Below are 23,094 nucleotides of genomic sequence, written 5' to 3' on the forward strand. Positions count from 1 at the left end.
AATTATAAAGCGTTACTTTTTAGTGACGCTTTTTTTTGTTAAAATATCTATAAAATATACTGATTAACAAATTCTTAACGAGATTAAAATATATCTTTAATTCATTATTGATTTTATACTATATGAAAAGACTTATACTATTTTTTACATTTTTTACGATTTGCTTAAATGCTCAAATTGTAAATTTAAGAATATTAGATCTTTCTGATAATTTACCACTTGACGATGCAGATGTATATTTCAAAAACTCAACAAAGAATTTTGTATCGGATATGCAAGGAAAAGCTATTGTTGATTTGAGTAATGTTATGCAAAATGATCAATTAATAGTTTCAAAAAAAGATTATCAAGATGCGATCATTAACGTTTCAGAATTGAAGCCAGAAATGATTATCAAACTCGAAAAAGTATCCGAAGTTGAGTTGAAAGAAGCTTTTGTAACGAATTTGAAAGCGGAAGATATTTTGAAAAAAGTAATTGAGAATTATGATAAAAACTTTAATACAGAACAGCATTTTTATAAAATTAATTTTAAACGTGATGCTGTTGTAGATTCTGTAAATAGAGATTTAATTGATGTTGATTTACAATTTCGTTTCAAAAAAGGAAATGTAAAAATACTTTCAAATAATGTTGTTAATGAAAGAATCATAGGAGAAGGTTCAGTTCAGAATAGGACATATAGCATGTATCAGTATTTCAATCATATTTCCCTTTTAGAAGTTACGAAAAGAATGTTAAATAGATTTATTGAAAAATATTATGATAATGAACGTGTGCAAATTTCTAAATATGCAGATAAATATATGTATGAGATTGAGTTTAGCAATCAACAATCAAAAGTGGTGAATTGGTTCTTAATAGACAAAGAAACGTTTGCGATTGTAGAACATAAAACAAAAATGGAAAATGTAGAATATAAAAAAAGTAATGATATTGTAGTTTATTATGATATGATTTTTAAATATCGACCTTATCAAGGAAAATGGATTTTGAAAGAAACTTCGTCAACATCTAGTACGCTTCATTTGGATGAAGAAAAAAATCAGCATTTATTCGATGTTAAAGTAAATTTAGAAGTAAAAGATTTTAGCACACAAGCATTTCCAGAATTCAATAAATATGTCAATGAAAAAATGGATATTCGAAAAAGCTTTAAATAATACTCTATGAAAAAATTATTTTACTTATTTACATTGTTTGCGATTTGTGTTAATGCTCAAATTGTAAATATAAAAATATTAGATCTTTCTGATAATTTACCACTTGATGATGTAGATGTATACTTTAAGAATTCAACAAAGAATTTTGTTTCGGATATGCAAGGAAAGGCTATTGTTGATTTGAGTAATGTTACGCAAAATGATCAATTAATAGTTTCGAAAAAAGATTATCAAGATGCGATCATTAACGTTACTGATTTGAAATTTGAATTAACTATTAAACTCGAGAAAGTATCCGAAGTTGAGCTGAAAGAAGCTTTTGTAACGAATTTAAAACCTGAGGATATTTTGCAAAAAGTTTACGATAATTATGACAAGAATTTTAAGGTTGATGAATATTATTTCTTAGTCAATTTTCAACAAAATTTATTATTTAACAATACCTATCAAGATTTTATTGATGCAAATTTACAATTCAAATTCAAACGTGGTGATTTGAAAATCAGGTCGAAAGGAGTTGTAAATAATGAAATAAAAAGTGGTTGGCAACCAAATACAAATATTAAATTATCTGAATATTTGAAGAGTTATTATTTGAAAGATGTTTATATTCAGTCATTTGTGAATAAATTAAATGAAAAGTCTTTTTTAGAAAGTAATTTGACACTAACAAAATATGCTGATTCTTTTGTTTATGAAATTCATTTAAAAATAAATTCAACTGATTATTATTTAACTATTGATAAGAAATCATTTGCGGTCATAGAGTTTTCTTTACTATCTTATAATCGTGATAAAGAAGTTTCACCGAATAATTTTTTACGTGAAGGAAAAGTTTTTTATAAATATCGTCCTCATAAAGGGAATTGGGTTTTGAAGGAAACATCTGCAATTTGGAATGTGACGTACGAAAAGGAAAATGAAAAAACTGATTTAGATATGAGTTTTAATATAATTGTGAATGATTATAGTTTAAAACCATTTCCAGAATTCAATAAATCAGTTAACGAAAAAATGGATATACGTAGAAGTTTTAAGTAATAAAAAACAGAATAAGATGAAAAATATAATCGTAGGAATTGCCTTATTTTTAGGAATCAGTCTTTTAGCTCAGTCAGAAAAAGAAAGTATACGAGCGACGTATAAAGCTGAATTTATTTTTGATTATGAACAATCGAAAGATATGTTTCCGAAAAATTTACAACCAGCTTTTAAATCGGCAATTGCTCAAGGTGTTTTTGTTGATTTTATTTTAGAAAGTAATAATACGTTATCGGTTTTTAAACCTGATGTGAAACTGAATAATGCACAAGACGAATCAAATATTATTGTTCAAGAAGTTCTGTCGTCAGAAAAAAATCCGTTGTACAAAGATTTTTCTAAAAATGAGTATTATAAACAATATGATATCAATGTGAAATCTTATTTGGTTAAAGAAAAATTACTTGATTTTAATTGGCAATTAACTAAGGATAAATCTGTAATTAATGGTTATAATGTGATAAAAGCAATAGGAGAAGATAGAGATGGAAACAAATTTACAGCTTGGTATTCGCCAGAAATAAAATATAAAGATGGTCCGTATTATTTCGCAAATTTACCAGGTTTGATTATGCAAGTAGAAATTGTAACGCCTTATTTTAAAACAATTTTTAAGATCAATCAATTGGAAATTTTAACAAAAAAACTTGATATTTCTTTGCCAACAAAAAGTAAAATGGTAACATTTCAAGAAATGCAAGATGAATTAAATTCGATGAGAAAATCTTCAAACGAAGGTGTTGAAAAATAGTTTTTAAAATAAAAGCGTCATCCAGAAAAGGTAACGCTTTTTATTTTGACTATTTTTAGAGAGAAATTATACTGCTGGTTTTCTTACAACTGGTAAAATTTCACCTTTTTCTAAACAATATTTTTGGACATCTTCCGAAGGTATTTGTTTGGTATAATCAACTTTTTCAACAAGAAATCCAACATCTTCTAAACGCTTGTAGTAATCTAAACCATAGACACGAACGTGATCATATTGTCCAAATTTTTCTTTTCGTTCTTCTTTTGAAGTTACGGTAGGATCTTCATACGTAACGTCTCTTTGATAAGAAATCGGGACTTGAAAAATACCCCAACCACCAGGTTTCATGACACGAAATAACTCACTCATTGCTTTGTGATCATCAGGAATATGTTCTAACACGTGATTGCAAAAAACAATATCAAATGTATCATCTCCAAAAGGTAAATCGCAAATATCAGCTTTTACATCAGCCAAAGGCGACTCGATATCACTTGTAATGTATTCAAGGTTTTTCATTGCTCGAAAACGCTTGATAAAAGATTGCTCTGGTGCAATGTGTAAAACTTTTGCTTTTTCTGTAAAAAAAGATGTTTCGTTTTTTAGGTATAACCACATTAAACGGTGTCTTTCCAAAGAAAAAGTTCCTGGAGAAAGTACATTGTCGCGTTGTTTTTCATAACCATAAGGCAACAAACTATAATAACCTTGTCCGTCGATTGGATCTACAAAACGATTTCCTTTCATAAACCAAACTAAAACAGGACGTATAATATAACTACCCTGTATCAATAATGGACGAGGTAGGATATTCATGATTTTTTTTAAAAGCTTTTTCACAAAAGTTTTCTTAGGGTTTGAATAAAAATGGTTTTTCTTCTTCAGATACAATTCCTAATGCATCGTAAATGAATTGATAAGTCGATAATAATTTTGGTTCGCCATCTACGACACAAACATCGTGTTCGAAATGAGCTGAATATTGGTCATCTCGTGTAGTAACCGTCCAGCCGTCTGGATGAAAGAAAACTTTTTCTGTTCCCATATTTACCATTGGCTCAATTGCTAAAACCATTCCTTCTTCAATTTTTTTACCAGATCCTCTACGTCCATAATTGGGAACTTGAGGTTCTTCGTGCATTTTACGACCTAATCCATGTCCTACCAATTCACGAACAATTCCGTAACCTTCTTTTTCACAATGTTGTTGAATAGCGAAGCCAATATCACCAATACGATTACCTTTTTTCATTTGCTCAATTCCTTTGAACATTGATTCTTTTGTAATAAGAAGTAATTTTTCAGTTTCAGCATCTATTTCACCAACTGCGAATGTATAGGCATGGTCACCATAAAAATCGTTCATATAAACACCACAATCTACAGAAACGATATCTCCTTCTTTTAAAGGTTGATCGTTTGGAATTCCATGAACAACTTGTTGATTAGGTGAAATACAAAGGTTTTTTGGGAAATCATACATTCCTAAAAATGCAGGGTATCCGCCATTGTCGCGAATAAATTCACCACCTAATTTATCTAAATGATTGGTTGTAACACCAGGCACTACTTCTTTTGCTAATATACCCAAGGTTTTGGAAACCAATTGAGCACTTAGGTACATTAGTTCTAATTCTTCTTTACTTTTTAAATGTATCATAATCCGAAAAATCCTCTTTTCTTTTTCTTCTCAGGAGTTTTTTGTCCATTAGCGTGTACATTTAATTCAATCTTTTTTGTAATGATTTGATAAACGTCACTCCATCCTGGGAAACCTCCTAAATTTCTGTCGTCGATAAAGATATCGGCATTTATTTTTCTACTTTGTGTATGTTTGTCGAAATCTTCTCCTTCAAAACTATTGTTGATTGCATAAAACTCAATTCCATTCTTTTTACAGAATTCTACAGCCTCATCTAAGTATTTACCACTACGATAAGTCCATAAAGTAAGGCGATATCCATCGTTTTGTAATTGTTTCAACGTTTCGAAAGCAAAGATTTTTGCTTTACCAATTTCTGGATATTTGTCATCGACAACAGTTCCGTCAAAGTCAACTGCAATAATTTTATTAATCATGTTTGTAAGTTTAAAGTTATTTAGGTTATTTTTTATGAACAATAATATTTCCTGTCATTTCTGTTGGAATATTAATTCCCATCAAAGTTAAGATAGTTGGTGCAATATCACCAAGTTTACCATGTTCAACATTCCATTCAATCTCTTTTTGAGCTAAAATAAATGGAACTGGATTTGTTGTATGTTGCGTATTTGGTGAACCGTCTTCGTTCATCATAAAATCAGAATTTCCGTGATCAGCTAAAATAATAACATTGTAACCATGTTCTAACGCCGCATTTACAATTTTTTCTGCACAAGAATCTACTACTTCAGCAGCTTTTATCGCTGCAGACATTACACCTGTATGACCAACCATATCCGTATTAGCAAAGTTAAGACAAATAAAGTCTGCTGATTCTTTTTCTATTTCTGGGACAATTGCATTTGTAATATCGTAAGCCGCCATTTCTGGTTTCAAATCATAAGTAGCAACATCTCTTGGAGAAGCACAAAGAATACGAGATTCACCCACAAAAGGCTCTTCGCGACCTCCATTAAAGAAGAATGTTACGTGTGGATATTTTTCTGTTTCGGCAATACGAATTTGTTTACGACCTGCATTAGCAATCACTTCTCCTAATGTATTTACAATATTTTTTTCATCAAAAATTACCGCAACTCCAGTATATGTAGCATCATATTCTGTAAGTGTGATGTATTTCAGATTCAACTTATGCATACCAAATTCAGGGAAATCTTTTTGTGTTAAAACTTCTGTGATTTCTCGACCGCGATCTGTTCTGAAGTTGAAACAAATGACAATATCATCATTTTCGATTTTAGCTTTTGGTTGACCATTTTCATCTGTTATAATAATAGGTTTGATAAACTCATCCGTTACGCCTTCATTGTAAGATGCACGAATTGCTTCCAATGGATTTGTCGTTGTTTCACCAACTGCATTTACCATTGCATCGTATGCTAATTTTACACGTTCCCAGCGTTTATCACGATCCATTGCATAGTAACGACCAGTAATTGAAGCAATTTCTCCTGTAGATTTTGTCATGTGATTCATCAATTCTGAGATAAATCCTTCTCCAGATTTTGGATCGGTATCACGACCATCTGTAAAAGCATGAACAAAAACGTTGCTATTTAGTCCTGATTGATTTGCTGCATCTAACAAACCTTTCAAATGATTGATATGTGAATGTACACCTCCATTAGAAACTAAACCGATAAAGTGTACTTTTTTATTGTTGTTTAAAGCATATTGAAAAGCATCTTTCAGAATAGGTTCATTTTGTAATGTTCCATTTTCTGCTGCCATATTGATGCGAACTAAGTTTTGAAAAACGACACGTCCAGCACCTAAATTCATATGTCCAACTTCCGAATTTCCCATTTGTCCTTCTGGTAAACCTACAGCTAAACCAAATGTATCTAATGTAGAATGTGGAAATTTTTCGAAACAACTATCGATGAAAGGTGTATTTGCTTGAGCGATTGCGGAAACAGCAGGATTTGGTCCAATTCCCCAACCATCTAAAATCATTAATATTGCTTTATTGTTCATTTTCTTGTAATAATTAAGCCCAAAGATAACATTCCTTGGGCTAAAAGTTTATTTTTTTATGAGGTTTAATTTGCGACTTCGCTGATAAACTTTATACGCATTAAACGTAATTCTTCTTCATCATAATCGTCACCAAATTCTTCTAACAATGATGTCATTGAGTCTGTATCAGCTTCCATTAAGAAATCATAAATTTCTTCTTGTTGATCTTCATCTAAAACATCATCAATGTAATAGTTGATATTTAGTTTTGTTCCTTGGTAAACAATACTTTCCATTTCTGAAAGTAAATCGCTCATTGACATGTTTTTTGCTTCAGCAACATCTTCTAAATTCAGTTTTCTATCTGTTGATTGAATGATATAAACTTTGTGACTTGATTTGTCAGCAACTTGTTTAATCACCATATCTTCCGGACGAATGATATCATTGTCTTTTACATATTGAGCAATAAAATCAACAAATTCTTTCCCGAATTTTTGTGCTTTTCCTTCTCCAACACCAAATACATTTGTTAACTCTTTAACTGTTGTAGGATATTGCATTGTCATATCATCTAAACTAGAATCTTGAAAAACTGCAAATGGAGGAATATTATGTTTTTTAGAGATTTTTTTACGTAAATCTTTTAACTGTTTCAACAAAACATCATCAAAAGCAATAGGAGCAGAAGAAGTTTCTTCTTTGTCAAAGCTACCTTCTGATAATAGTTTTTTGAAATCAATATCTTCTGCAATTTCAAAAGAAGTAGGTTTTTTGATAAATTCTTTACCTTCTTTAGTTACTTTTAAAACACCATAAGATTCGATTTCTTTTTCTAATAAATTACGAACAATTAATTGACGTAAAATAGATTTCCAATAATAATCTTCTTTTGTTTTTCCAATTCCAAAGAAATCTTCAGAACTCAAATTATATGATTTTGTAATTGATGTTTCTTTACCAACAATAACATTTACAACGTCATTTAATTTTAATTTCTGACTCGTTTTTTGAACAATATCTAATGCTATTATTGCATCATCTTTTGCTTCGATCATTTTCTTAGGATTGCGCATGTTGTCATCCATGTTTGCACCTTCACCGTTTTTGTCGTCAAACTCTTCACCAAAATAGTGTAATAAGAATTTACGACGCGACATAGACGTTTCGGCATATGCAACAACTTCAGAAAGTAATTGCATACCAACCTCACGTTCTGCTACAGGTTTGCTTGCTAAGAATTTTTCTAATTTTTCAATATCCTTATAATCGTAGAATGCAATACAAATACCTTCTCCGCCATCGCGACCTGCACGACCAGTTTCTTGGTAATAACTTTCTAACGATTTTGGCATATCATAATGCATTACAAAACGTACATCGGGTTTATCGATTCCCATTCCGAATGCAATTGTAGCGACAACAACGCTTGCATCTTCCATCAAAAACATATCTTGATGTTTGCTACGTGTTTTGGCATCTAAACCTGCATGATAAGGAATAGCATTGATTCCGTTTACTTGTAAAAGTTGAGTGATTTCTTCAACTTTTTTACGACTTAAACAATAAATTACCCCAGATTTACCTTCGTTTTGCTTGATAAATTTGATGATTTGTTTGTCTTGATCAACCTTTGGACGGATTTCGTAAAATAAATTTGTACGATTAAAAGAATCTTTAAAAACTTTTGCGCTTTGCATTCCCAAAGTTTTCTGAATATCTTCTTGTACTTTAGGTGTTGCTGTTGCAGTCAACGCAATAATTGGTGCATCACCAATTTTGTTAATAATTGATTTTAGGTTACGATATTCTGGTCGAAAATCGTGTCCCCATTCAGAAATACAGTGCGCCTCATCAATTGCAAAAAAAGAAATCTTCACCGATTTAAAGAAATCGATGTATTCTTCTTTTGTCAAAGATTCTGGTGCAACATATAACATTTTCGTTACTCCATTTTTGATATCCGTCATCACAGTTTTTGTTTCTGACTTATTCAAAGATGAGTTTAATACGTGCGCAATTCCATCATTTTCAGAAATTCCACGTATAGCGTCTACTTGATTCTTCATTAAGGCGATTAAAGGTGATACAATAATCGCGACTCCATCTGACATTAATGCCGGTAGTTGATAACATAAAGACTTACCTCCGCCAGTTGGCATCAAAACAAATACATCTTCTTTATTTAATAAGCTTGTAATGATTTCGTGCTGCTGTCCTTTAAATTGGTCGAAACCAAAATATTTTTTTAGGTAAGATGTTAAGTTTTTCGAAGTGGCTTCCATCTACACAAAAGACTAAAATTAATATTATAAATTAAATAGTTCCTATATTTGATAACTCTTAAATATACACAAAATTTTGATATGATTTATATATAATTGAGTGTAAATAAAAAAGGAGAGTAAAAGTACGACAAATTTTAAAAATAGACAATAGAAATTTTATTGTGAAAAATTCAGAATTAATACAAATTGCTCAGGAGGTTTTTAGAGAAGAAATTCTTGAGCTCGAAGCGATAGCTTCTCGTATTAGCGACTCTTTTGTTGATGCGGTAAATGCGATATATAATACGCAAGGAAAATTGGTAGTTGTTGGAGTAGGAAAGAGTGCACATATTGCAAATAAAATTGTAGCGACATTAAATTCTACTGGTACTCCGAGTCAATTTTTACATGCAACAGAAGCTATTCATGGCGATTTGGGTCTTGTGAGACCAGAAGATATTGTGATTTGTATATCAAAAAGTGGAAATACGCCAGAGATTACTTATTTAGCTCCTATCTTAAAACAATATGCTGCTGTTTTGATTGGATTGACATCAAATTTGAAATCAGAATTAGCAAAAAATTCAGACATCGTTTTAGATGTTAATATCGATAAAGAAGCTTGTCCTGTTAATTTAGCACCAACAACTTCTACAACAGCACAATTGGTAATGGGAGATGCATTGGCGGTAGCTTTAATGAAAATGAGAGCGTTTACGCAAAATGATTTTGCAAAATATCATCCAGGAGGAGCTTTAGGAAAAAGATTATTATGGACAGTTGAAAATATTGTTGATCCAGAAAGAAAACCTTTTGTAAATCCAGATTCTTCGATAACTGAAGTAATTAATTCGTTGACTTCTGGTCGACATGGAATTACGGTTGTTTTAGATGATGATAAAATTGTAGGTGTTATTACAGATGGAGATTTACGTCGTATGTTGTTGACGAATGAAACTTTCACTCACTTAACAGCAAAAGATATAGCATCAATGAAGCCGAAAACAATTCAAAAAACTGAAAAAGCGAGAGAAGCTTTAGCTATTCTTCGACATAATAGTATTGGACAATTGGTAGTCGTTGATGAAAAAGATCATTATTACGGAATTTTGGATATTCACTCAATTTTAAACGAAGGAATCGAATAAGCGTATGGCAAACAATACAAAATCTAGTATGTCTTTTTTAGCTCATATAGGAGAGTTAAGAGGACATTTGGTTCGTGCAATATTATCTATTATAATAACATCTATTGTCGTTGCGATTTATTGGGATGAATTAGTGGATCATGTAATCATGGCACCTTTAAAATCAACTTTTCCAACATTTGATATTTTTAATCAATTTGGAGAATTAACAGGTTTTGGTAAAATTTATACTGAATCGTTTGATATCTCAAAAGATTTAACAAATCTTAATCCATCAGGACAAATTACATCTCAGTTTTTTGCTGTAATAGTTTGTGGAGTTATTTTAGCTATACCATATGTTATTTACGAAATATGGCGTTTTGTAAAACCTGCCTTGAAAGAGTCAGAACGAAAATATGCTGGTTTTACCATTTTTGCAGTTTCGTTTTTCTTTGTAACAGGTGTGTTATTTAGCTACTATATGCTGTTACCATTGTGTACACAATTTTTATTTACATACGATCCTTTTGGTGTAGGAAATACATGGACATTGCCAAGTTATATCGACTTATTTGTTCAATTATTATTATCGATGGGGGTTATGTTCTTAATGCCAGTTTTTGTTTATTTCTTAACAAGTATTGGAATCTTAACACCTAAATTCTTAAAAGAATATCGTAAACACGCATTTATTGTTGTATTAGTGATTGCCGCTGCGATTACACCTAATGATGTATATAGTATGGTATTAGTTACAATTCCACTTTGGTTATTGTATGAATTGAGTTTAGTGATCTCTAATTCAGTTTATAAAAAACAGTTGAAAGCTAAAAGTAACGACTTAGTAAAGAATTAACAATGTTATGCTTGCATAATAAAATAAATTAGTTATTTTTACATAAAAGAAAAAGTAAACACAAAATTATGAAGATATTAGTTTGTATTAGTAGTGTACCAGATACTACAGCAAAAATCAACTTCACAGCTGACGGAAAATTATTTGATAAAAATGGCGTTCAGTTCGTTATCAACCCGCATGATGAATTTAGTTTAAATAAAGCAGTAGAATTACAAGAAAAACAAGGAGCTATTGTTACAATTTTAACGGTAGGAGATGCAACTGTAGATCCAGTTATGCGCAAAGCTTTAGCAATCGGTGCAAATGATGGAATTCGTATTGATGCTGACGCACGTGATGATTTCTTTGTAGCTACTCAAATTGCAAAAGCGGCTAAAGATGGTGGTTTCGATTTAGTATTGACAGGAAAAGAATCTATTGATTACAATGGAGGTTCTGTACCAGGATTGGTTGCAGCGATGTTAGATTATGGTTTTGTAAACGGATGTATTGGTCTTGATGTAGAAGGTTCTTCTGCAAAAGCTGTTCGCGAAATTGACGGAGGAAAAGAAACTGTAGAAGTTGCTTTACCAGCTGTTATCGCAGGACAGAAAGGTTTAGTAGATGAAGCGGCTTTAAGAATTCCAAATATGCGAGGAATTATGCAAGCGCGCACAAAACAAATTAATGTAGTTGCTCCAGAAGCAACGGAAACGAAAGTTGAAGTTGTTGGTTATGTAAAACCTGCTGAAAGAGGTAATGTAACATTAATCGACAAGGACAATGTAGCAGAATTGGTAAGATTATTACACGAAGAAGCTAAAGTAATCTAATTATTCACCTAAAAAGAAATTAAAAAATGGCAATTTTTGTTTACGCAGAGTCACACGACGGAAAATATAAAAAAGCAGGATTAGAAGCAGTTTCTTATGCAAAAGCTACAGCTGACGTTGCAGGAGATACTGTAATAGCAATCGTTTTTGGAAATGCTGCTGCTGACGAATTATATAAATACGGAGCATCTAAAGTAGTTAAAGTTGATAATGCAGCTTTAGCAAAATTTGATGCTAATTCTTATGCAAAAGCTTTAGCTGAGGTTGCACAAGGAGAGGTTGTAGTTTTACCTTCTACAAACGAAGGAGCTACAGTTGCACCAGTTTTAGCATACAAAACAGGAGCATCTTTGGTAACTAATGTAGAAAAAGCGCCAACTGCAGTTTCACCATTTACAGTTGCTCGTAAAGCATTTTCTGGAAAAGGAATTGAAACAGTTGCAGTTTTAGGAAAAGTAGTAGTAACAGTTTTACAGAATGCATTTGGAGCAAAAGAAAACGCAGTTTCTGGTTCTGAAGAATCAGCTTCAGTATCGGTTTCTGATTCAGATGTAAAAGTAAAAGTTGTTTCAACAGAAATGGCTTCTTCTGATAAAATCGATTTGAAAGAAGCTGATATTGTAGTTTCTGCAGGTCGTGGAATGAAAGGTCCAGAAAACTGGGGAATGATCGAAGATTTAGCAAAAGTTTTAGGAGCAGCTACGGCATCTTCTAAGCCAGTTGCAGATATTGGTTGGAGACCTCATTCTGAGCACGTGGGACAAACAGGAAAAGCAATTGCGCCAAATTTATATATCGCAGTTGGTATCTCAGGAGCTATTCAGCATTTAGCTGGAGTTAACGGATCTAAAACAATTGTTGTAATTAACAACGATCCAGAAGCGCCTTTCTTCAAAGCAGCAGATTATGGAATCGTAGGAGATGCTTTTGAGATTGTACCTAAATTAACAGAAGAGTTAAAAAAATATAAAGGTCAAGCTTAATCATTTTAAGATTATAAATTCAATCCGAATCATTTACGTGATTCGGATTTTTTTTATTCATTAAAAAAAGATTAAATATTCGTCAGTTTTTCATAGATTTACGCCCAAATGGACAATTTAATTAGATTAAATATTAAGGGAATTTCTTACAGTCAAACTCAGACCGGAGCATATGCTTTGATTTTAGAGGAAAATGTAGGAGGAAGAAAGTTGCCAATCATTATTGGTAGCTTCGAGGCACAATCAATCGCATTAGCTTTAGAAAAAGATATTAACCCACCTCGTCCATTAACTCACGATTTGTTTGTATCATTAGGAAAAGAATTTCGTTTGAATGTTGATTCAATTTATATTTATAAATTAGAAGACGGCGTTTTCTATTCAAACATTGTTTTTTTGAATGAAGACGGAAATCGTGCTGAAATTGATTCGAGAACTTCTGATGCCATTGCACTAGCAGTTCGTTTCAATGCGCCTATTTATGCCTATGAGAATGTTGTAGAAAAAGCTGGAATTCATTTGGACGTTATTGAAGAAGAAGAAAATATACGTCGCGCAGCAAATAACTTCGAAGATGATTTGGATATCTTAGCTGGTTTAGAAAGTGATTTGTCTGATATCAACGAATACGAAGGTTGGACAAAATCTGAACTTGAATCTGAGATGGAAAAAGCTGTGAAGAATGAAGACTACGAATTGGCAGCTCGCCTTCGTGATCAAATAGATAACATGGAAAACTAATAACTATTTCAAATAATTATGTCTGTAAAGCTTAGACTTACAATTATGAGTTTCCTTGAGTTTGCGGTATGGGGAGCATACCTTACTTCGATGGGAAATTACTTAGGATCAGTTGGCTTAGGTCCAAAAATTGGTCTTTTTTACGCGATGCAAGGTATTGTATCGATTTTTATGCCCGCCATTATGGGTATTGTAGCGGATAGATGGATTCCTGTTCAACGTTTGTTGGGATTAAATCATTTATTGGCTGCTATTTTTATGTTTGCTGCTGGTTATTACGGAATGACTGCTGGAAACAATGTAGATTTTACAACAATCTTCGCACTTTATTCGGTTAGTGTGGCGTTTTTTATGCCAACAATTGCCCTTTCTAACTCAACAGCCTACACTATTTTAAAACAAAATAATTTAGACACGATCAAAGCTTTTCCACCAATCAGAACATTTGGTACAGTTGGGTTTATCGTAGCTATGCTTTTTGTTAATTTCTCTGGATTTAAAGATGGCGTTTTTGGATTTAATTTTTCAAATGATCCAACATTCGTTAGTTTTCAATCGAATTATTATCAGTTCTTCGTTTCGGGAGTTTTAGGAGTTATATTGTTTTTATATAGCTTTGTTTTACCTAATTGCCCAGTGAACAAAAGTTCTGAAAAACAATCTATTTCGGATGCATTTGGTTTAAAAGCTTTTGCATTATTCAAGGATAGAAAAATGGCAATTTTCTTTGTGTTTTCAATGCTTTTAGGTGTTTCATTACAAATTACGAATGGATATGCAAATCCGTTTATTACAACCTTTAAAGACGTTCCGGAGTACGCAGGAACTTGGGGAGCAAGTAATGCAAATGCATTAATTTCGTTATCTCAGGTTTCAGAAACATTATGTATTTTATTAATACCATTTGTGTTAAAACGTTTCGGAATTAAAATCGTTATGTTGATGGCAATGGTAGGCTGGGTATTACGTTTCGGATTATTTGGATTAGGAGATCCAGGTTCTGGTGTTTGGATGTTCATCTTATCAATGATTGTTTATGGAATCGCATTTGATTTCTTTAACGTATCAGGTTCATTGTATGTAGATAAAGAAACTAACGAAGAAATTCGTTCTTCTGCGCAAGGGGTTTTTATGATGATGACCAATGGTTTTGGAGCTACAATAGGAATGTTGATTGCGCAATATATTGTAAATCATTATGTATTTAGTCAAACTGACTTAGTAGCTCAAGTAGACGGATGGAGACATTCTTGGTTTATTTTTGCTGGATATGCATTGGTTGTGACAATTCTTTTCGCAATTGTGTTCAAGTATAAGCATAATCCAAACGAAGTTGAGGAAATAAAACATTAATTTGTTAAAATACAATATTTTGAAAGCAAGAATTTTTATTCTTGCTTTTTTATGTAAACAGTTTTTTAAGCTTTTTTATACGTGACAAATGAGTAAGCGTATGGATGCTTTTCATCTTTTTTGAAATTTTCTCGTTCCACTTCTTCCCATTCATCTGTATCAATTTCTGGAAAATAAGTATCTCCATCAAATTCGTGATGAACTTCTGTAATGTATAAAACATCTGTAAATTCCATGGCTTGTTTATAGATATTTCCGCCACCGATGATATAAATATCTTCATCTTTTTGTTGTGCAATCTCTATTGCTTTTGATAGAGAAGAAGCAATTTCTATACCTTCTGTTTTCCAGTTTTGATCTCTCGTTACAACAATATTCGTACGATTTGGCAAAGGTCGACCAAGTGATTCAAACGTTTTGCGTCCCATAATAATTGGATGACCAGAAGTTAAACTTTTGAAATGTTTTAGATCATTTGGTAAATGCCAAATTAAATCATTCTTAGCACCAATTACGTTATTGCTTGCTTTTGCGACTACAATGTATATCATAAGTTATCAGGTAAAAAAAGCTATCCTTTTTGAGGATAGCTTAACAAATATAATAATTTTATCGAATTATTTCATTTTATTAACAGCATCTTGTAATTGAGTTATCTGTTTTTCTCCAGCCGCATTTTTTACAGTTTTCTTCAACTGAATTGCTTTCTCAGCCATCATTTTAATTGCTTGAGCAGCTTGCGGATTTTGATCTTTTAAGTAATTAAAATATCCTGTGTAAGTTTTTGCAATTGCAGAAGTAGCTTCTGGTGTATCGTTTGTCATAATCCAATTAAAAGCCTGTTCTGCAGTTTTACCTTTTTCAGGATCTTGAAATTTTACAAATTCGAATAATCCAGCAGATTCTGCAATCAAAATAGCTTTGTCTAATTGATTATTCTTAATCCAAGTTGGAACTAAGGCTATAGCTAAATCTCGCGAACCTTTTATTACATCATCATCAACATTTGCTGTTAATTCATTTATTTTTGATGGATTGGTTTTTAAAATTCCAGTTAACGATGCTCCTTGAACACTAAATGAAGGGCTTTTTAATGCTTTCTCGAAAATTGTTGCATCATAAATATTCGCATCATTCAAAGCAGTTAAAGCAGTAGCTTGTACCAATGTTTTAGGATCATTAGAAGCTAATTGTTTTAATTTTGAAGAAGCTTTATCCATCATTGGTTTCGATTTTGTATCCAATTTATGAATCGCATAAATTCTTAAACCATCAAATGAATCATCTAACGCATTAATCAACGCATCAGCCGCTTTTGGATTAGTTGCTTGCGCATTTGCCATTGCATCGATTGCTAAAAGACGAGTTGTATAATTTCCTTTTCCAGCTTTATATTGCGCAATAAAATCTTCAACAGGTTTTTTATCCTCAATATCAGCTAATAAAACTTGATCTGCATTTGGAATAACTACTTCAGGTTTTTGATTCGCAGTAAATTCAAAAACGGTTTCCGCTTGTTTTGGAACCCAAACTTGTTGACGAGTTGTTTTTCCATTTTCAACAATATCTATCGCAAAAGGGAACTCAAACAATTTTGAAGCATCTTGACGAACAACAACTTTTACTTTTTTATTCGCTGAAGAATAATCTGAAACAACTGTTAATTTTGGGTGACCATTTTCGTAATACCATTGATTGAAAAACCAATTTAAGTCACGACCAGAAACTTCTTCCAAAGCCAAACGCAATTGTGTAGCTTCTGCCTTTCCGTATTCATTATTTTTCAAATATTTGTTCAAACCTTTGAAGAAAGCGTCATCACCTAAGAAATTTCTTAACATATGTAAAACAATTCCACCTTTGTTATATGAAACGCCATCAAACATATCTTCGCGAGAATTGTAGTGAACTCGAACTAAATTTTTCGTTGGTCCATCGCCTTGCTTGTAACCAAACATTTCGTTGTAACGATGTTCATCAGCTTTTTCTTTTCCGTATTTATGTTCAAACCATAAATATTCAGAATAGTTTGCAAAAGATTCATTAACGGTTAAATTTCCCCAACTTTCAGCTGTTACTAAATCGCCAAACCAATGGTGAAACAATTCGTGTGCAATGACATATTCTGCTGTATTTTCATCAATTAACTGACCAGCTTTTTGTTGAACTCCATCATGAAATAAAGATGCAGTTGTATTTTCCATTGCTCCAGAAACATATTCGCGAGCCGTCATTTGAGCGTATTTGTCCCAAGGATAAGGATAGTTTAATTTGTCAGAAAAGAATTGAATCATTTCTGGCGTATTTCCAAAAATTTGTTTTGCAACATCTTTGTAAGCAGGTTCTACGTAATAATCAACATTAATATTTTTCCATTTATCGTTGATTACCGCATAATCTCCAATTCCGAAAAAGAATAAATAAGGCGCATGTTTTTTATCAAATTTCCAATAATCTGTTTTAGTTCCATTCGAATTTTTCTTCGAAGATTTCATCGTTCCGTTTGATAATGAGACATATTTATCAGGATATGTTAACGTAATTTCTTGCGAAGTTTTTTGATTTGTTTTATCAATTGTCGGGAACCAACAAGAAGAAGATTCAGTTTCTCCTTGTGTCCAAACTTGTGTTGGATAATTTGGTCGATCACCTTTTGCATTGATAAAATAAACACCTTTTGCATCGTTTATGGCCGCACTTCCTTCTTGTTTTACTTCGTTTGGACGCGCTGTATACTTAATATAAAGTGTATATTCTTGATCTTTTTTATATTCTTTATCCAAATCGATGATTAATTGTAAATCGTCGTATTTGTAATTTAATTTTTTCTTTGTAGTCCCATTTACTAAAGAAACCTCGTGAATCAACATTGCTTTCGCATCTAACGTAACTTTAGAAGTCGCGTAGAAATGAGGTTTCAACGTTACCCAAGCTTCACCTAAAACGTATTCTTTTGCATAATCAAATTTCAAATCTAATTTAGTATGTACAAGATTGTTTATTCGTTCTGCTTCTGCACGATAAATATCTAATTTATTTGTTTGGTTTTCATTGTAACTCGGCGGTGGCGTCATGACTTGTGCATAAGTAAGACTTGATATAATAAAGGCTGATGAAAGCCAAAGTATGCGTTTTTTCATTCTAAATATTTTATGTCTATTGGTTGATAATTTCCTCGAAAAGTTACAAAAAAAAGCCTCCAATTTGGAGACTTTAAATGTTTTTTATGAATTATTTCTTAATTTCTTGAAACTTATAAGTTGAATTTGAAACTGGAATTTTGTAGAATTTTATTAAATTTTCTTGATTAGAAGTTGATTCAATGCTGTTGTCATAAACTTTTTCATATAAAATTGTTGAATTCTTGATATCGATAATATTAATATCTGTTTTCATATTAGATACAAGAAGATATTCTTTTGCGAAATTAATATCTCCGATTGGGACTCCTGGCATACGGGTTGCATTTATTGGACCTAATGTTTGACCAAGTTCGGTATCATTTTTAATTGTAAAAATAGAATCAAAGTTCTCTAAAGAATTTTCTTTAAGTTCTAATATTAAATTGCTATGATCATCAAAATTATCTTGATAATTAACTTTAGTTGTAATACAACTTATAATGAATAAAGAAAATATAGGAATAATAGCTTTCATAATTTTGGTATTTATAAATTACAAAACCCATTAAAGAATGGGTTTTGTAAGAGTTATTAAAATTATTTGATGATTAACTTTTTAGTTTGAGTTGTATCTCCATCATTGATTTTTACAATATAAACACCTTTTGGTAAATTTGTCGCATTAATTGCTTGATCGATTTTATTTCCTGCGACATTGTAAGTATTTGTTAAAACAATTTGTCCAGCAAGATTAATAATTTCTGTTGTTACCTTGTTTGTTTTTGTTGTCATACGAATATTGAAGTTTCCATTTGTAGGATTTGGATAAACAAATAGTTCGTTTTGTTTCGTAACGTCAGAAACTGCTAATTTAGATGTTTCACGATGACATAACTCTACTCCAATTTTATTTACAGTACCTATATTCCCTACACCTAAATCTAAAAGACGTAACAAATAATTACCATTAGCAGGTTGATCAATGTAACGATTATAATCAAGACCTCCAGTAATTACAGCATCTTTTATACCACAATTATCGAAAGTACCCGCTCCGAATCTATTAAATTTATGAACTAGATCAGGGTTAGAACAGCTTTGATACCATGCATATTGGTAAAATTGATCAACACCAATTTTTGCGAACATGAAAACAATTTCTTTTGAGTTTGCATGTGTGATATCTGTGATAAGTGAAAAATCTTCTATATTTTTAGTTTCACCTGAAACTGGTATTGTGATTGATGTTGTTCCGTAAGTTCCTCCTGAAGCATCTTTCATTGTAATAGGTGTTGTCGCCATGTATTGGTTACATGATAAAGTTACTTCATAACCAATTGCGATAAAAGGACTAGCTGCATAATAAATATTACCAATAGCTTCTATGATTATATTTGCTTTTTCAGCAGTAACTCCATTTGGTAAAGTAATACTTGCTTGACCATTATTTGGAGTTGATTCTACTAATGTTGTAAATGTTTTTCCTTCGTCAGTAGTTAATTTTATTTTAACATTTTGAGTATTGATAACTCCAGCATTTGTACCGGCTACATCCCAAGTTAAATCAAATTTTTCGCCTGATTTGAAAGATTGATTAAGATTAATATTATTGATTTTGAATGGACCATCTTCTGTGATAGTTACAATAGCTTTATCAGAATCTATTTGTCCTCCACCTTGTTTATTATCTCTTACTTGTAAAACAAAATTCATGTCTTTTGCAACATCAGAAACAGTATTCCAAGTTGAATATAATTGACTGTTAAGTACATTGTCTAATGGTGGAAAGAATTTTTCAGGATTTGTAGAGTGTTCATATACTCTAAAGTTTGCACCATCTTTGTTTTTACTACTTGGATTTTTGAAGTTAGCACCAGTAAAAGATGTTAAAGGATCTGATTGCTCCCAAGAATAAGTAAGTTTATCATTGTCAACATCAGTTGCACTTCCAACTAATCTAAAAGCTGTCCCTTTTGGAATAGTATAATCTTTTCCAGCATCAGCAACAGGAGGTGTATTAGTGCTAACTGTTGTAGTACCACAAGTTTGATTAGCTAAATAATTATTAATTTGCTCTAAATTGTAATGATTAAATTGAGAGATAAATGTATTTTGAACATCGTGCGTTCCCGTAACACCAGGATATCCCATTACAGTAACACCACTTCCTATTTCTCTATTTGCCATATAGCCTTCATTTCTTGCGTGCACATGATTAGCTCCAAATTGGTGTCCCATTTCATGAGCTCCAGCTACTGAAAAATTGAAACCTTCTGGACCTTGATCGATGTAACCAATGTAAGAAGAGCCTTTTTTGCTATTATTACATACGCTTCCTATTGCTCCAGCATTACCTCCTCCAATTAGATTAGTAAATAAAATACCTATGTCATAATTATCAGATCCAATATTAGCATCTAATTGTTTTTGAACTTCTACGTTTAATCCAGTTGTTTTAAAAGGGCTAGTCGCAGCAGTTAGGTAAGTAACTTTGTCTAAATTATCAGCTAATTGAAAAGAAATAGATAAATCATTCTCATAGATAGGTAATATATAGGTTAAAGATTTTGTTACTGCAGCAATAGAAGTTTCTAATGTAGGTTCTTCAGTTCCAGAGAAAAATTTATTGTATTGATAGTCAGTTGCTATTGCAAGTTTGTATTTTCTATAAGTCGTAGGGTTATTAATTGCTTTTGATTGAGCATTTGAAGTCGAATTATCTTGCTCAATATTTCCACAATTAAAGTTTTTTAGACTAGGTAGATTTTCACTATCTATTAATTCATATTTACCTTCAGTTTTTTCAATAATATATTTATCTGAAGAAGAATAAACGATAGCATTTATTCCTTGACTAGAAGAATAACCTAAACTGATTTTCTTCAAAGGATCCGAAGTAGAGAAGCCATAATATGATTTAATAGTAGGAAATTGCTCCTTCATTTTATCATTTAAAAGTTCTCTCTCTACTAAAATAAATCGTTCATATTTTCCTTTGTTGGTTGGAATAGTAACTTCTAGCTTAGAGTTTCTGCTTAAAGCTGAAGAGGCTAATTGATTTTCTACATTTTTTAAATCTACAAATGTCTTTTTTGAATTTTTTATAGAAGTATCTATTCCTTTATATGGCGTTTCTTGTCCATAAGAAGTTATTGACAATGTTGCTAACATTGCGACAATAAATAAATTTTTTCTCATATTAAAACGTGTTATTTTTTTAATTAAACGAAAAAAAATAGAAAAAGGTATTAGAAAAAGAAATTAAATTGCTACAATTCCTTTAATATGAGGATGAGCTTGATAGTTTTCTAATTCGAAGTCTTCGTATTCAAAATCAAAAATGTCTTTTACATTAGGGTTGATTTTCATTGTTGGTAACGGGTAAGTTTCGCGAGTTAACTGTAATTCAACTTGTTCGAAATGATTTTTGTAAATATGCGCATCTCCAAACGTATGTACAAAATCACCAACTTCTAACTCACAAACTTGCGCAACCATCATTTGTAATAATGCATACGACGCAATATTGAAAGGTACGCCTAGGAAAATATCTGCACTACGTTGGTACAATTGTAACGATAGTTTACCATTATTCACATAAAATTGAAAAAATGCATGACAAGGTGCTAAAGCCATTTGATCTAATTCACCAACATTCCAAGCAGAAACAATAATTCTACGTGAATCAGGATTATTTTTAATTTGATCAATAGCAACTTTTATTTGGTCAACAACTTCGCCATTTGGTTTTCCCCAATAACGCCATTGATGTCCATAAACAGGTCCTAAATCTCCATTCTCGTCTGCCCATTCATTCCAAATTCTTACGCCATTATCTGTTAAATATTTGATATTCGTATCACCTTTCAAGAACCACAACAATTCGTAGATAATCGATTTTAAATGTAATTTTTTAGTCGTAACCAAAGGAAATCCTTCTGATAAATCGAAACGCATTTGGTAACCAAAAATACTTTTTGTTCCTGTTCCTGTTCTATCTTCTTTCAAAGAACCTTCTGCCAAAACCTTTTTACATAAATCGTGATATTGTTGCATTTCTCATTATATTTAACCTTTCAAATTTAGTGATTTTTTTTAGAATGAAGATTAGTTTAATTCTTACAATTTTAGTGCTTTTTATGTTTTTTGCTTCGTATAGTAAATCAGATTTTGGACGAAAAATTGCGCAACATTTTTATTTTCAAACTTTGTTTAATGTTGTTTTAGTGGTTGTTTTTGTCTCAAAAATAATTCACATCAAGCTAAATCTAATTTCGATGATTTCGCTGATTGTCTTAGGTTGTATGTTATATATGAGTCTTCCAAATTATTTACAACAATTGAAGAGAAGGATAGGTAGATAGTTAATTTTTTATCAGTATATCATAAATTGTTGTAATAAATGCTGCAATGATTTGGAATGTAAAAAAACCAATTAGATATGAAAAAAATGCTTTTATAAAATTTTTAAAACTCTTTTCGTAAAACAATGATATAGCCCAACTAATGTATATAAACATGGTTATAGTAATAATTGTGTTATAAGTAGAAAGAGAAAAATCAAATAATTTATTTAAAGACAAAATAATCGTTAGGAAAAGCATCGCTTCTGCCATATATAAACAAACCATTACAAATGTTTCATAAAAATTATATCGATGTTTTCTAAATAATAATTTAGTCCATAGCGTTATAGGTAAAAGCATTAATAAATTTGAATATCCATAATTATTAGAGACCCAATTTATAAATTTAATGTACGTAGAATCCCCATAGATTTTATTTTGCTCTTCACTAATAATTAAACTTATGCCTAAATATTGAGAAACAAATGTGTAAATAAATGAGGATAAAATAAGAAAAGCAATTGGTTTTGTAATTTGATTTCTATTAACAGTTAAATAATTTATTACAGTTTTACCAGGTCTTATTGCTAATTCTTTAAATGTAAAAATAAAACCTTTCTCAAAACCAATAAGATTTAAAAATTCTTGAGCAGCATATTCACGATCTATCCTTTTTAATTTGGTTGGATGCCCACAATTTGAACAAAAATTATTTGTTGCAATTTCATTACAGTTTTGGCAATATTTTTCCACTTTAATCTTTTTTTCTAGATGCTAATTCTTCAGTAGTAAGTTTTGAATAGTTTAGGTGTTTCATCTAAGTGATTTTGATAATTTTTTTTAGTTTAGATAGTGAAATTACATAAAAATATAAGTTAAGTAAAATATTTATGAAAAATAGTCA

21 protein-coding genes are annotated in these 23,094 nt (G+C 31.2%); 10 read left to right on the forward strand and 11 right to left on the reverse strand.

Annotated features, from left to right (window positions below; genetic code table 11):
- Positions 1–122 precede the first annotated feature (122 nt).
- Genes AC2I98_RS13245 through AC2I98_RS13255 form a run of 3 tightly spaced genes read left to right on the forward strand, consistent with a single transcriptional unit; the run spans position 123 to position 2,955 of the window.
- Positions 123–1,163, forward strand: coding sequence for a hypothetical protein (locus tag AC2I98_RS13245; protein ID WP_486412132.1), 1,041 nt, complete (start codon positions 123–125; stop codon positions 1,161–1,163).
- 6 nt (positions 1,164–1,169) lie between these two features.
- Positions 1,170–2,204, forward strand: a complete 1,035-nt coding sequence (locus tag AC2I98_RS13250) for a hypothetical protein (RefSeq protein ID WP_486412133.1) — start codon at positions 1,170–1,172, stop codon at positions 2,202–2,204.
- A gap of 16 nt (positions 2,205–2,220) precedes the next feature.
- Positions 2,221–2,955 carry a GLPGLI family protein gene (locus AC2I98_RS13255; protein ID WP_486412134.1) on the forward strand — a complete coding sequence of 245 codons (735 nt, stop codon included), beginning with the start codon at positions 2,221–2,223 and terminating at the stop codon, positions 2,953–2,955.
- 66 nt (positions 2,956–3,021) lie between these two features.
- On the opposite strand, the gene AC2I98_RS13260 is transcribed toward AC2I98_RS13255, so the two are convergent.
- The 5 genes from AC2I98_RS13260 to recQ all read right to left on the reverse strand — a co-directional run bounded on the left by AC2I98_RS13260 (position 3,022) and on the right by recQ (position 8,862).
- On the reverse strand, positions 3,022–3,771 hold the full coding sequence (locus AC2I98_RS13260; RefSeq protein WP_486412135.1) for a class I SAM-dependent methyltransferase: 750 nt from the start codon (positions 3,769–3,771) through the stop codon (positions 3,022–3,024).
- 34 nt (positions 3,772–3,805) lie between these two features.
- On the reverse strand, positions 3,806–4,615 hold the full coding sequence (map, locus tag AC2I98_RS13265; RefSeq protein WP_486412136.1) for a type I methionyl aminopeptidase: 810 nt from the start codon (positions 4,613–4,615) through the stop codon (positions 3,806–3,808).
- Positions 4,612–5,034 carry a BT0820 family HAD-type phosphatase gene (locus AC2I98_RS13270; protein ID WP_486412137.1) on the reverse strand — a complete coding sequence of 141 codons (423 nt, stop codon included), beginning with the start codon at positions 5,032–5,034 and terminating at the stop codon, positions 4,612–4,614. The genes map and AC2I98_RS13270 overlap by 4 nt, the downstream gene beginning before the upstream one ends.
- Before the next feature lie 25 nt (positions 5,035–5,059).
- On the reverse strand, positions 5,060–6,595 hold the full coding sequence (gene gpmI, locus AC2I98_RS13275; protein ID WP_486412138.1) for a 2,3-bisphosphoglycerate-independent phosphoglycerate mutase: 1,536 nt from the start codon (positions 6,593–6,595) through the stop codon (positions 5,060–5,062).
- Between the two features lie 65 nt (positions 6,596–6,660).
- Positions 6,661–8,862: a DNA helicase RecQ gene (gene recQ, locus AC2I98_RS13280; RefSeq protein WP_486412139.1), complete on the reverse strand. Its 2,202-nt coding sequence runs from the start codon at positions 8,860–8,862 to the stop codon at positions 6,661–6,663.
- A gap of 164 nt (positions 8,863–9,026) precedes the next feature.
- Between recQ and AC2I98_RS13285 the strand changes: the two genes are divergently transcribed.
- From AC2I98_RS13285 to AC2I98_RS13310, 6 genes are all read left to right on the forward strand, one after another.
- Entirely contained in the window at positions 9,027–9,992 is a 966-nt protein-coding gene (locus AC2I98_RS13285) for a KpsF/GutQ family sugar-phosphate isomerase (RefSeq protein WP_486412140.1), read from the forward strand.
- A 4-nt stretch (positions 9,993–9,996) separates the two neighbouring features.
- On the forward strand, positions 9,997–10,830 hold the full coding sequence (tatC, locus tag AC2I98_RS13290; protein ID WP_486412141.1) for a twin-arginine translocase subunit TatC: 834 nt from the start codon (positions 9,997–9,999) through the stop codon (positions 10,828–10,830).
- Positions 10,831–10,898: 68 nt separating this feature from the next.
- Positions 10,899–11,645, forward strand: coding sequence for an electron transfer flavoprotein subunit beta/FixA family protein (locus tag AC2I98_RS13295; protein ID WP_486412142.1), 747 nt, complete (start codon positions 10,899–10,901; stop codon positions 11,643–11,645).
- A 26-nt stretch (positions 11,646–11,671) separates the two neighbouring features.
- Positions 11,672–12,628: an electron transfer flavoprotein subunit alpha/FixB family protein gene (locus AC2I98_RS13300; RefSeq protein WP_486412143.1), complete on the forward strand. Its 957-nt coding sequence runs from the start codon at positions 11,672–11,674 to the stop codon at positions 12,626–12,628.
- A gap of 108 nt (positions 12,629–12,736) precedes the next feature.
- On the forward strand, positions 12,737–13,369 hold the full coding sequence (locus AC2I98_RS13305) for a bifunctional nuclease family protein (protein WP_486412144.1): 633 nt from the start codon (positions 12,737–12,739) through the stop codon (positions 13,367–13,369).
- Positions 13,370–13,387: 18 nt separating this feature from the next.
- Positions 13,388–14,722, forward strand: coding sequence for an MFS transporter (locus AC2I98_RS13310; protein ID WP_486412145.1), 1,335 nt, complete (start codon positions 13,388–13,390; stop codon positions 14,720–14,722).
- Between the two features lie 65 nt (positions 14,723–14,787).
- Here AC2I98_RS13310 and AC2I98_RS13315 read toward each other — a convergent pair whose 3' ends face one another.
- From AC2I98_RS13315 to AC2I98_RS13335, 5 genes are all read right to left on the reverse strand, one after another.
- Positions 14,788–15,273: a dihydrofolate reductase gene (locus AC2I98_RS13315; protein ID WP_486412146.1), complete on the reverse strand. Its 486-nt coding sequence runs from the start codon at positions 15,271–15,273 to the stop codon at positions 14,788–14,790.
- A gap of 66 nt (positions 15,274–15,339) precedes the next feature.
- Positions 15,340–17,862, reverse strand: coding sequence for a M1 family metallopeptidase (locus AC2I98_RS13320; RefSeq protein ID WP_486412147.1), 2,523 nt, complete (start codon positions 17,860–17,862; stop codon positions 15,340–15,342).
- A gap of 91 nt (positions 17,863–17,953) precedes the next feature.
- A complete protein-coding gene (locus AC2I98_RS13325; protein WP_486412148.1) occupies positions 17,954–18,379 on the reverse strand; it encodes a hypothetical protein in 426 nt (141 codons plus the stop codon).
- Positions 18,380–18,441: 62 nt separating this feature from the next.
- Positions 18,442–21,042, reverse strand: coding sequence for a zinc-dependent metalloprotease (locus AC2I98_RS13330; protein ID WP_486412149.1), 2,601 nt, complete (start codon positions 21,040–21,042; stop codon positions 18,442–18,444).
- A gap of 63 nt (positions 21,043–21,105) precedes the next feature.
- Complete coding sequence (locus AC2I98_RS13335; protein WP_486412150.1) at positions 21,106–21,900, reverse strand: thymidylate synthase; 795 nt, start codon at positions 21,898–21,900, stop codon at positions 21,106–21,108.
- Positions 21,901–21,944: 44 nt separating this feature from the next.
- On the opposite strand from AC2I98_RS13335, the gene AC2I98_RS13340 reads away from it, so the two are divergent.
- Complete coding sequence (locus AC2I98_RS13340) at positions 21,945–22,208, forward strand: hypothetical protein (protein WP_486412151.1); 264 nt, start codon at positions 21,945–21,947, stop codon at positions 22,206–22,208.
- Here AC2I98_RS13340 and AC2I98_RS13345 read toward each other — a convergent pair whose 3' ends face one another.
- Complete coding sequence (locus AC2I98_RS13345) at positions 22,209–22,943, reverse strand: DUF3667 domain-containing protein (protein ID WP_486412152.1); 735 nt, start codon at positions 22,941–22,943, stop codon at positions 22,209–22,211. It abuts the gene before it with no gap.
- Between the last annotated feature and the right edge of the window lie 151 nt (positions 22,944–23,094).

The sequence above is a fragment of the Empedobacter sp. EJD.6dd genome (genome assembly GCF_057369435.1).

What these genes read in the sequence shown, in the direction of transcription:
- gpmI (WP_486412138.1), bottom strand. Translation starts at nt 6,595, where the DNA reads ATGAACAATAAAGCAATATTAATGATTTTAGATGGTTGGGGAATTGGA.
- AC2I98_RS13315 (WP_486412146.1), bottom strand. Translation starts at nt 15,273, where the DNA reads ATGATATACATTGTAGTCGCAAAAGCAAGCAATAACGTAATTGGTGCT.
- map (WP_486412136.1), bottom strand. Translation starts at nt 4,615, where the DNA reads ATGATACATTTAAAAAGTAAAGAAGAATTAGAACTAATGTACCTAAGT.
- recQ (WP_486412139.1), bottom strand. Translation starts at nt 8,862, where the DNA reads ATGGAAGCCACTTCGAAAAACTTAACATCTTACCTAAAAAAATATTTT.
- AC2I98_RS13325 (WP_486412148.1), bottom strand. Translation starts at nt 18,379, where the DNA reads ATGAAAGCTATTATTCCTATATTTTCTTTATTCATTATAAGTTGTATT.
- tatC (WP_486412141.1), top strand. Translation starts at nt 9,997, where the DNA reads ATGGCAAACAATACAAAATCTAGTATGTCTTTTTTAGCTCATATAGGA.
- AC2I98_RS13270 (WP_486412137.1), bottom strand. Translation starts at nt 5,034, where the DNA reads ATGATTAATAAAATTATTGCAGTTGACTTTGACGGAACTGTTGTCGAT.
- AC2I98_RS13260 (WP_486412135.1), bottom strand. Translation starts at nt 3,771, where the DNA reads ATGAATATCCTACCTCGTCCATTATTGATACAGGGTAGTTATATTATA.
- AC2I98_RS13300 (WP_486412143.1), top strand. Translation starts at nt 11,672, where the DNA reads ATGGCAATTTTTGTTTACGCAGAGTCACACGACGGAAAATATAAAAAA.
- AC2I98_RS13245 (WP_486412132.1), top strand. Translation starts at nt 123, where the DNA reads ATGAAAAGACTTATACTATTTTTTACATTTTTTACGATTTGCTTAAAT.
- AC2I98_RS13310 (WP_486412145.1), top strand. Translation starts at nt 13,388, where the DNA reads ATGTCTGTAAAGCTTAGACTTACAATTATGAGTTTCCTTGAGTTTGCG.
- AC2I98_RS13295 (WP_486412142.1), top strand. Translation starts at nt 10,899, where the DNA reads ATGAAGATATTAGTTTGTATTAGTAGTGTACCAGATACTACAGCAAAA.
- AC2I98_RS13305 (WP_486412144.1), top strand. Translation starts at nt 12,737, where the DNA reads ATGGACAATTTAATTAGATTAAATATTAAGGGAATTTCTTACAGTCAA.
- AC2I98_RS13335 (WP_486412150.1), bottom strand. Translation starts at nt 21,900, where the DNA reads ATGCAACAATATCACGATTTATGTAAAAAGGTTTTGGCAGAAGGTTCT.
- AC2I98_RS13330 (WP_486412149.1), bottom strand. Translation starts at nt 21,042, where the DNA reads ATGAGAAAAAATTTATTTATTGTCGCAATGTTAGCAACATTGTCAATA.
- AC2I98_RS13250 (WP_486412133.1), top strand. Translation starts at nt 1,170, where the DNA reads ATGAAAAAATTATTTTACTTATTTACATTGTTTGCGATTTGTGTTAAT.
- AC2I98_RS13340 (WP_486412151.1), top strand. Translation starts at nt 21,945, where the DNA reads ATGAAGATTAGTTTAATTCTTACAATTTTAGTGCTTTTTATGTTTTTT.
- AC2I98_RS13255 (WP_486412134.1), top strand. Translation starts at nt 2,221, where the DNA reads ATGAAAAATATAATCGTAGGAATTGCCTTATTTTTAGGAATCAGTCTT.
- AC2I98_RS13320 (WP_486412147.1), bottom strand. Translation starts at nt 17,862, where the DNA reads ATGAAAAAACGCATACTTTGGCTTTCATCAGCCTTTATTATATCAAGT.